11 protein-coding genes are annotated in these 8,305 nt (G+C 66.5%); 8 read left to right on the plus strand and 3 right to left on the minus strand.

What is annotated here, in order from left to right:
* Positions 1-120 precede the first annotated feature (120 nt).
* Positions 121-660, minus strand: a complete 540-nt coding sequence (locus O0K41_RS16900; protein ID WP_005409007.1) for a Smr/MutS family protein — start codon at positions 658-660, stop codon at positions 121-123.
* Positions 661-869: 209 nt separating this feature from the next.
* Between O0K41_RS16900 and surE the strand changes: the two genes are divergently transcribed.
* The 5 genes from surE to O0K41_RS16925 all read left to right on the plus strand — a co-directional run bounded on the left by surE (position 870) and on the right by O0K41_RS16925 (position 4,419).
* Entirely contained in the window at positions 870-1,649 is a 780-nt protein-coding gene (gene surE, locus O0K41_RS16905; protein ID WP_010485979.1) for a 5'/3'-nucleotidase SurE, read from the plus strand.
* Complete coding sequence (locus tag O0K41_RS16910) at positions 1,646-2,323, plus strand: protein-L-isoaspartate(D-aspartate) O-methyltransferase (protein ID WP_005409009.1); 678 nt, start codon at positions 1,646-1,648, stop codon at positions 2,321-2,323. Before surE ends, O0K41_RS16910 begins: the two co-directional genes overlap by 4 nt.
* Positions 2,324-2,341: 18 nt before the next feature.
* A complete protein-coding gene (locus O0K41_RS16915) occupies positions 2,342-2,956 on the plus strand; it encodes a YqaA family protein (protein WP_005409010.1) in 615 nt (204 codons plus the stop codon).
* A complete protein-coding gene (locus O0K41_RS16920) occupies positions 2,953-3,744 on the plus strand; it encodes a peptidoglycan DD-metalloendopeptidase family protein (RefSeq protein ID WP_005412928.1) in 792 nt (263 codons plus the stop codon). Before O0K41_RS16915 ends, O0K41_RS16920 begins: the two co-directional genes overlap by 4 nt.
* 183 nt (positions 3,745-3,927) lie before the next feature.
* A complete protein-coding gene (locus O0K41_RS16925) occupies positions 3,928-4,419 on the plus strand; it encodes a hypothetical protein (protein ID WP_164223140.1) in 492 nt (163 codons plus the stop codon).
* A gap of 25 nt (positions 4,420-4,444) precedes the next feature.
* On the opposite strand, the gene O0K41_RS16930 is transcribed toward O0K41_RS16925, so the two are convergent.
* Together O0K41_RS16930 and yhbY are read right to left on the minus strand one after the other, a co-directional pair.
* Complete coding sequence (locus tag O0K41_RS16930) at positions 4,445-4,819, minus strand: Mth938-like domain-containing protein (protein WP_005412930.1); 375 nt, start codon at positions 4,817-4,819, stop codon at positions 4,445-4,447.
* A 13-nt stretch (positions 4,820-4,832) separates the two neighbouring features.
* Positions 4,833-5,138 (minus strand): ribosome assembly RNA-binding protein YhbY, encoded by a 306-nt coding sequence (yhbY, locus tag O0K41_RS16935; protein WP_004152868.1) that lies wholly within the window; start codon positions 5,136-5,138, stop codon positions 4,833-4,835.
* A 65-nt stretch (positions 5,139-5,203) separates the two neighbouring features.
* Between yhbY and rlmE the strand changes: the two genes are divergently transcribed.
* The 3 genes from rlmE to O0K41_RS16950 all read left to right on the plus strand — a co-directional run bounded on the left by rlmE (position 5,204) and on the right by O0K41_RS16950 (position 8,128).
* Positions 5,204-5,836 (plus strand): 23S rRNA (uridine(2552)-2'-O)-methyltransferase RlmE, encoded by a 633-nt coding sequence (rlmE, locus tag O0K41_RS16940; protein WP_005409014.1) that lies wholly within the window; start codon positions 5,204-5,206, stop codon positions 5,834-5,836.
* A gap of 69 nt (positions 5,837-5,905) precedes the next feature.
* Positions 5,906-7,840: an ATP-dependent zinc metalloprotease FtsH gene (ftsH, locus tag O0K41_RS16945; RefSeq protein WP_005409015.1), complete on the plus strand. Its 1,935-nt coding sequence runs from the start codon at positions 5,906-5,908 to the stop codon at positions 7,838-7,840.
* A gap of 102 nt (positions 7,841-7,942) precedes the next feature.
* On the plus strand, positions 7,943-8,128 hold the full coding sequence (locus O0K41_RS16950; protein WP_021202558.1) for a hypothetical protein: 186 nt from the start codon (positions 7,943-7,945) through the stop codon (positions 8,126-8,128).
* Positions 8,129-8,305 lie beyond the last annotated feature (177 nt).

Here is an 8,305-nt window from a genome sequence, read left to right on the forward strand (position 1 = left end):
AGGGCGCGCGGTAGAGTCGACTGTCAGTCGACTTGCGCGCGCAGCGCGGGGTATTCGCTTGCCGCTGGAAGAGCAGTCGACTGACAGTCGACTCTACCTGGACTCATGGCGTCCCTTTTTTCAGCGCCGCGCCAGCAGCACCAGCACCGCGCCGGTGCCGCCTTGCCCGGTCGGCGCCGAATGGAATGCCAGTACGTCGTTGCGCAGCCGCAGCAGGCGGTCGACCAGGTTCTTCAGTACCGGTGCACCGCCGTCGGACTGCAATCCCTTGCCGTGGATGATGCGCACGCAGCCATACTCGTGTGCATGCGCTTCCAGCAGGAACTGGCGCAGCAGCGTCTCGGCCTGCGCGGCAGTGGCGCCATGCAGGTCCAGTTCGTCCTGCACTGAATACTGGCCACGCTTGAGGCGCTGGAACAGGCGAGGTGGCAGGTTGTCGCGGCGATAGCTGGCCACGTCGCCGGCTTCCAGTGGCGTGCTGTCGCGCAGCAGCCGGGCGAACTCGCCGGCGGCTTCGGCCTCGTCACGTTCGGCCATGCGCGCGCGCGGCTTCGGCCGGGGCGCAGCCGGTGCCGGCTCGGCATCCTTGCGCAGCGGCGTCACTTCGCCGATGGCCGCGCGGAACAACGCGGCCGGATCTTCGTCTTCAGGGTGCGACATGCGCACAGGGTAAACCGCTGGCGCAGGTCTGCCTATGACGGTTCGATGTCGGCCGTGACCGCCGGCAGGGTAGGACCGGCGGCTCGCATGCGGCACAATAGACGATGCCCTTGCAGGGTCGACGGCTTCCGCAGGGGAGTACGACGGTCCCGCCCACACTGCACGGTGATGGAATCGAATTCTTGGAAAATCAAGCGGTTAAATCGAAGATGCGAATCCTGGTCAGTAACGACGATGGCGTCGACGCCGCAGGCATCCGGATGCTTGCTTCGGTGCTGCGTGAGGCCGGTCACGAAGTCACGGTGGTCGCGCCCGACCGCGATCGCTCCGGCGCCAGCAATTCGCTGACCCTGGACCTGCCGATCCGCCTCAAGCGCATCGACCATTACACCGTCTCGGTGGCCGGTACCCCGACCGACTGCGTGCACCTGGCGCTGACCGGGCTGCTCGAGTTCGAACCCGACATTGTCGTGTCCGGCATCAACAACGCCGCCAACCTCGGCGATGACGTGATCTATTCCGGCACCGTCTCGGCGGCGATGGAAGGTCGCTTCCTCGGCCTGCCGGCGGTGGCGGTCTCGCTGGTCACCCGCAACCACGATCCGAAACACTTCGAGACCGCCGCGCGCGCTGCGGTGGAGATCGTCGCCCGGCTCAAGGCCGATCCGTTGCCGGCTGACACCATCCTCAACGTCAACGTGCCGGACCTGCCGTGGAGCGAGGTCAAGGGCTTCGAGGTCACCCGCCTGGGCAACCGCCATCGTGCAGAAGGCTGCATCGCGCAGAAGGACCCACGCGGCAACGAGGTGTACTGGATCGGCCCGGCCGGTCGTGAGCAGGACTCCGGCCCCGGCACCGACTTCCACGCGGTGCGCACCGGGCATATCTCGATCACCCCGATCCAGGTCGACCTGACCCGCTACCAGGCACTGGAGAAAGTGGCCAGCTGGGTCGGCGGCCTCAGCGCCGCGCTGGACCAGCCGGCATGAGCCCACGCCTGCGCCTGCAACCGGAAGCCGTCGGCATCGGCATGACCTCGCAGCGTGTGCGCGACCGCCTGGTCGATCGCCTGCGCGAGGCTGGCATCGTCGACGAGTCGACCTTGAATGCGATCCGGGTGGTGCCGCGCCATCTGTTCATCGACGAAGCGCTGGCGTCACGCGCCTACGAAGACACCGCCCTGCCGATCGGCCACGGCCAGACCATCTCGCAGCCGTGGGTGGTGGCGCGCATGACCGAAGCCGTGCTGCAGGTCTCGCCAAAGAAAGTGCTGGAAGTCGGTACCGGCTCCGGCTACCAGGCCGCCGTGCTCGGCGCGCTGGGCCTGGAGATCTACACCGTCGAACGCATCGGCGACCTGCTGCGACAGGCGCGCAAGCGCTTCCGTGCGCTGGGCATGAATATCCGCACCAAGCATGATGATGGCCGCGCCGGCTGGGCCGAGCACGGCCCTTTCGATGCCATCGTCGTCACCGCCGCGGCGCCTGCACTGGTCGATGAACTGGTCGGGCAGCTGGCCGAGGGCGGCCGCCTGGTGGCGCCGGTCGGCGGGCCGGGTGGGCAGTCGCTGGTGCAGCTGGACCGCAGGGCTGACGGCAGCATCGAACAACGCGTGCTTGCGCCGGTCACCTTTGTGCCGCTGCTGTCCGGCATGCTCGACTAATCCACGGAGCAGGGTTGCATGAAGATTTTCGGGCCGCTGTACGAGCGGGCGATGAAGTGGGCGGCGCACGAACGCGCGCCGACCTACCTGACGGTGTTGAGCTTCTTCGAGGCGATCATCTTTCCGGTGATGCCGGAAGTGATGCTGGCGCCGATGTGCGTGGCCCAGCCGAAACGCGGCTGGTGGTTCGCCACCCTCAGTCTGGCCGGCTCGATGGTCGGCGCGCTGATTGGCTATGCATTGGGTCATTACGCCTTCGAAGCGATCAAGCCGTTGTTCGAAGCACTGGGCATGCTGCCGGCCATCGAGCAGGGCATCACCACCGTGCAGGCCAAGATGGCCGAGTCGCCGTGGGCGGTGTTCACCTTCCTGGTGCTGGGCGGCTTCATGCCCATCCCGATGAAGGTCTTCACGTGGGCATCGGGTATCGTCGGCGTGCCGATGCCGCAGTACCTGTTGAGCATGCTGATCGGTCGCGGCAAGCGCGTGTTCGTGCTGGCTGCGGTCATCCGTATCGGTGGTGCGCGTGCTGAAGCGGCACTGCGTCGCTGGATTGAACCGCTGGGCTGGATCGCCACCGCGTTGGTGGTGGTGCTGATCGCCTGGCTTGTATGGAGGTCGAAGTTCGCATGAATCCTGATCGTCTGAGCAAGGGAGTGCGCATCGGCGCGCTGGCGTTGCTGGTTTCCACCCTGGCCGCCTGCGGCACCGCAACCGTGGTTCGTCCTGGTGGTGGCAGCACCGGTGGCGGTGTGACCACGCCGAAGACCTCGGTGCCCAAGCCCGGGCAGACCGTGGTGGTGCGCAAGGGCGATACCATCTATGCGCTGGCCCGCATCCATGACATCACCCCGGCCGACCTGATTGCCTGGAACAGCCTGGACAACCCCTCGACCATCCATCCGGGGCAGGTGATCCGACTGTATCCGGCCGGTGCCAGCGGCGGCCGCGCGCCGACCACGGTGGTCACCCCGCCGCGCTCGGGTGGCAGCAGCGGCGGCAGCACCACATCGGTCCCGGCCCCGGCGCCGGTGGGTCCGGTGAAGAGCAACATCGCCTGGCGCTGGCCGGCCGATGGCGCGATCGTCGGCCGCTACGTGGCCGGTGACGCGACCAAGCAGGGCGTGGACATCGCCGGTACCAGCGGCCAGCCGGTCAAGGCCACCGCCAACGGTGTGGTGGTGTACTCCGGCGCCGGCCTGGTTGGCTACGGCGAGCTGATCATCATCAAGCACAGCGACCAGTGGCTGTCGGCCTATGGCCACAACCGCAAGCGCCTGGTGAATGAAGGGCAGAGCGTGAAGGCCGGTGAGCAGATCGCCGAGATGGGCCGCACCGGTGCGAACCGCGACATGGTCCACTTCGAGATCCGTTACAACGGCAAGCCGGTGGATCCGCAGCAGTACCTGCCGGCGCGTTGAGGTCGAGGGGGCGGGTGGCGCCGGGCAATGCTCGGCGTTGCCGACCTGTAGCGTCGAGCCATGCCCGACTCGCTGTACGCTGGCTGCCGTGGGTGGCCATTTGCGACCATCAGCGGCGCATCTCAAGCTTCCCGGCAAGCCAGGGAAGCGGCATGCTTCAACGGCCCCCCAATCCGGTGCCGCATGTCTCGCCCAACAGCCCTTTTCGTGCTGCTCATCGTCGCGCCATTGGCGGCCGCCGCCAGCAGCGATCGGCGTGACGTGGTCACCCGTCTCTACGACGCCATCCAGGCACCGACGTCGAACGAAACGGCCATTTCCCCGCTGCTGGGTGAGGCCCTCCGCTCAGCCATCGCTGCGCAGCGTGCATATGAACAGGCCTGCACCGCACTGGCGGCGCCCGATGAAAAGCCGCACATGCTGGACCAGAGCCCGTATCTGCTGGCGCCGGATCGACCGGAAACAATATCCGTGGGAATGCCCGGATCGAGCGGTGACGCCACCTGGATCCATGTCGACATGGCCGTAGGCGACTATCGCTGGACCGACCAGGTCCTGCTGCAGCGGCAGGGCCGGGACTGGAAGGTCATGGATATACGCTGGGGGCAGGGCGGCAACCTGATTGGCCGGCTCAAGGCGTTCTCGGCATTCCGCTGCACACCTTCGGGCAGCTAGCCGGGAGCCACCCGGCGACTCAACCTCAGCCTTCCAGAATGAAGGCGGCGGCGACCTTGCGGCCTTCGCCGGCCAGGATATTGAAGGTGCGCGCGGCGGCTGGATTGTTCATCACTTCCAGGCCGATGCCGCGTGACAGGCAGGCGGCCATCACCACCGCCGGCGGGAACACCTGACGGTCACCCGTGCCGAGCACGATCAGCGCCGGATTCAGCGCCAGGATCGGCTCCAGGTCAGCCAGCTGCAGCGCAGTGGCGCTCACCACCGGCCATTGCGTGACCAGCTGGTCCGGGGTCAGGAAGAAACTGCTGCCCAGCGCCTGGTCATTCACCTTGGCCGAGCGGCCATCGGCGGCACGGAGGCTATAGGCGTAATCCGGCGGTTCGTGGTTCAGCTGCATGGCAGTAGGGCGATCAGCCGCGCGGCAGCACGATCTGGCGCTGTTCCTTGCTCGGGCGGTACAGCACGGCGACGTGGCCGATGCGCTGCACCAGCGCGCTTTCGGTGGCTTCGACGATCTCGCCGATCATCACGTCACGGGCGTCGCGGTCTTCGGCAGCGACCTTCACCTTGACCAGCTCGTGGCGCTCCAGCACTTCGTTCAGCTCAGCGATGAAGGCCGGGGTCACACCCTTGCCGCCGGTCTGCAGCAGGGCCTTCAGGTCGTGGGCTTGGCCGCGCAGGAAACGGGTCTGGGAGGCGGTCAGGGCGATGGACATGCAGGAAAACACGGTTGAATGGGGCGATCAGGGTATCATGAGGACCCCATCAGCCCCTATTTTCAATGGCTACCCGCAGCAAAAGCAGCCAGCGCTGGCTCAAGGAACACTTCTCCGACCCCTTCGTGAAGAAGGCCCAGGCCGAAGGCATGCGCTCGCGCGCCGCCTACAAGCTCGAAGAGCTGCTGGAACGTGACCGGTTGCTGAAGCCGCACATGGTGGTGGTCGACCTTGGCGCGGCCCCGGGTGGTTGGTCTCAGCAGGTGCGGAGACAGATCGGCGACACCGGCCGCGTGCTGGCCCTGGACATCCTGGACATGCCGCCGCTGGCTGGTGTGGAGTTCCTTCATGGTGACTTCAGGGAAGAAGCCGTTCTATCGCAGTTTGAAGCCATGCTCGGGGATCAGCCGGTAGACCTTGTGCTGTCGGACATGGCCCCCAATAAGAGTGGTGTAGGCGCGGTCGACCAGCCGCGGATGATGCACCTGGCGGAGCTGGCCCTGGATTTTGCCGACAACCACCTGAAGACCGGTGGGGCGTTCCTGATCAAGCTGTTCCAGGGCGAAGGCTTTGACGACTACGTGCGCGACATGCGCCGCCGGTACGACAAGGTCTCCATCCGCAAGCCGGAAGCGTCGCGCAAGCGCTCTCCCGAGGTGTATGCCTTGGGTCAGGGAAAACGCGCCCACATGAAGTAAGCTCGCAACGTACGCAAGTTCGACCCCAACGCAACGCCAGCACTGAGAGGAACACCGGAGCCAATGAGGATGAACGACTTGACCAAGAACCTCCTGCTATGGGTGGTCGTCGCCGTCGTGCTGATGGTGGTCTTCCAGAGCTTCTCGCCGAAGTCCTCCGGGGCCGGCGCGCAGGGCGCGTCGTACTCGCAGTTCCTGGACCAGGTGGACAGCGGCAACGTGCAGAAGGTCGCCTTTGGCGGCGACATGCGCGGCGGCACCAGCCAGCTGACCTACACCACCCGCGGTGGGCAGTCGTCCACCATCACCGCGCCGTTCGATCGTGACCTGATCAACGTGCTGCGTACCAAGAACGTGGAGATCGTGCAGGAGGAGCCGTCCAGCGGCATTTCCCTCGGCGCGATCCTGATGAATTTCCTGCCGGTCATCCTGATCATCGGCTTCTGGTTGTTCATCATGCGCCAGATGCAGGGCGGTGGCGGCGGTGCCAAAGGCGCGATGTCCTTCGGCAAGTCGCGCGCCAAGCTGCAGGGCGAAGACCAGATCAAGGTCACCTTCGCCGACGTCGCCGGCTGCGACGAGGCCAAGGAAGAAGTGGGCGAACTGGTCGACTTCCTGCGCGACCCGTCCAAGTTCACCAAGCTGGGCGGCAAGATTCCGCGCGGCGTGCTGATGGTGGGCCCGCCGGGTACCGGCAAGACGCTTCTGGCCAAGGCCATCGCCGGCGAAGCCAAGGTGCCGTTCTTCTCGATCTCCGGTTCGGACTTCGTGGAAATGTTCGTCGGCGTCGGCGCCAGCCGCGTGCGTGACATGTTCGAGCAGGCCAAGAAGCACGCGCCGTGCATCATCTTCATCGACGAAATCGACGCCGTCGGCCGCCACCGTGGCGCCGGCCTGGGCGGCGGTCACGACGAGCGCGAGCAGACCCTGAACCAGCTGCTGGTCGAGATGGACGGTTTCGAGGGTGGCGAAGGCGTGATCGTGATCGCCGCGACCAACCGTCCGGACGTGCTGGACCCGGCGCTGCTGCGCCCGGGCCGTTTCGACCGCCAGGTCGTGGTCGGCCTGCCGGACGTGAAGGGCCGCGAGCACATCCTCAAGGTCCACATGCGCAAGCTGCCGCTGGCTGACGACGTCGAGCCGATGGTGATCGCGCGTGGTACCCCGGGCTTCTCCGGTGCGGACCTGGCCAACCTCTGCAACGAGGCGGCCCTGTTCGCCGCGCGCGGCAACGAGAAGGAAGTCCGCATGGACCACTTCGACCGTGCACGCGACAAGATCCTGATGGGTGCCGAGCGCCGCTCGATGGCCATGAGCGAGGACGAGAAGACCCTGACCGCGTACCACGAGGCCGGCCACGCCATCGTCGGCCGCCTGGTGCCCGAGCACGACCCGGTCTACAAGGTCACCATCATTCCGCGCGGCCGTGCGCTGGGTGTGACCATGTACCTGCCGGAAGGCGACAAGTACTCGATGAACCGCGTGGCGATCCAGTCGCAGCTGTGCTCGCTGTACGGCGGCCGCGTCGCCGAAGAGCTGATCTTCGGCGAGGACAAGGTCACCACCGGCGCCTCCAACGACATCGAGCGTGCCACCAAGATGGCCCGCAACATGGTCACCAAGTGGGGCCTGTCCGAGCAGCTCGGCCCGATCGCGTATGGCGAAGAGGACGACGAGGTGTTCCTGGGCCGTTCGGTCACCCAGCACAAGAGCGTGTCCAACGACACGGCGCGCCGGATCGACGAGGAAGTGCGCAACATCCTCGACAAGGCCTACGCCCGCACGACCCAGCTGCTGACCGAGAACATCGACAAGCTGCACGCGATGTCGCAGCTGCTGCTGCAGTACGAGACCATCGACGCGCCGCAGATCGACGCGATCATGGAAGGCCGCGATCCGCCGCCGCCGGCGGGCTGGAGCAAGTCGAACAAGGATGGCGGCAACGACAAGGGCGGCGACGCCCGTCCGCTGCCGCCGATCGCAGGCCCGGCCGAATCGCACTGACGGCCCGCTGCAGGTGACACCAGACGAGGCCGGGGCAACCCGGCTTCGTCGTTTCCGGGCCACTGGCCCATCCCGAAGATCCGATCTGACGCTGGAGCCCGCATGTCCGCCCCGAAGCCCGAACCGATTTCCCACACTGCCGAAATGGTGATCGCCACCGTGGTCGGCGTGGGTGTGGGCCTGGGGGCCGACAACCTGCTGCTGGGCTGCGTGGTGGGCATCGGAGTCGGCATCGTGCTGAGCATCGCCAGGACCCTGTACGTGGACCGCAAGCGCCGCCGCCGTTGAGAGGGTGTCGGCAGGGCTGCGCCCTGCACCCGTGGTAGTGCCGGCCGCTGGCCGGCAACCTCAACAGCAACAGCAACAGCAACAGCAACAGCGGGCTTTCCGTAGGATGGCGGGGCGGTGTCGGAGTGCGGGGGCGCTGCAAGTACGTCCCTGTAAGCTTGGCAGCCGCATCCATGC

It is taken from the genome of Stenotrophomonas sp. Sm2128, assembly GCF_030985535.1.
Classification (GTDB): Bacteria; Pseudomonadota; Gammaproteobacteria; order Xanthomonadales; family Xanthomonadaceae; genus Stenotrophomonas; species Stenotrophomonas maltophilia.

What these genes read in the sequence shown, in the direction of transcription:
- O0K41_RS16900 (WP_005409007.1), bottom strand. Translation starts at nt 660, where the DNA reads ATGTCGCACCCTGAAGACGAAGATCCGGCCGCGTTGTTCCGCGCGGCC.
- O0K41_RS16925 (WP_164223140.1), top strand. Translation starts at nt 3,928, where the DNA reads ATGTCTCGCCCAACAGCCCTTTTCGTGCTGCTCATCGTCGCGCCATTG.
- rlmE (WP_005409014.1), top strand. Translation starts at nt 5,204, where the DNA reads ATGGCTACCCGCAGCAAAAGCAGCCAGCGCTGGCTCAAGGAACACTTC.
- ftsH (WP_005409015.1), top strand. Translation starts at nt 5,906, where the DNA reads ATGAACGACTTGACCAAGAACCTCCTGCTATGGGTGGTCGTCGCCGTC.
- surE (WP_010485979.1), top strand. Translation starts at nt 870, where the DNA reads ATGCGAATCCTGGTCAGTAACGACGATGGCGTCGACGCCGCAGGCATC.
- O0K41_RS16915 (WP_005409010.1), top strand. Translation starts at nt 2,342, where the DNA reads ATGAAGATTTTCGGGCCGCTGTACGAGCGGGCGATGAAGTGGGCGGCG.
- O0K41_RS16920 (WP_005412928.1), top strand. Translation starts at nt 2,953, where the DNA reads ATGAATCCTGATCGTCTGAGCAAGGGAGTGCGCATCGGCGCGCTGGCG.
- O0K41_RS16930 (WP_005412930.1), bottom strand. Translation starts at nt 4,819, where the DNA reads ATGCAGCTGAACCACGAACCGCCGGATTACGCCTATAGCCTCCGTGCC.
- yhbY (WP_004152868.1), bottom strand. Translation starts at nt 5,138, where the DNA reads ATGTCCATCGCCCTGACCGCCTCCCAGACCCGTTTCCTGCGCGGCCAA.
- O0K41_RS16950 (WP_021202558.1), top strand. Translation starts at nt 7,943, where the DNA reads ATGTCCGCCCCGAAGCCCGAACCGATTTCCCACACTGCCGAAATGGTG.
- O0K41_RS16910 (WP_005409009.1), top strand. Translation starts at nt 1,646, where the DNA reads ATGAGCCCACGCCTGCGCCTGCAACCGGAAGCCGTCGGCATCGGCATG.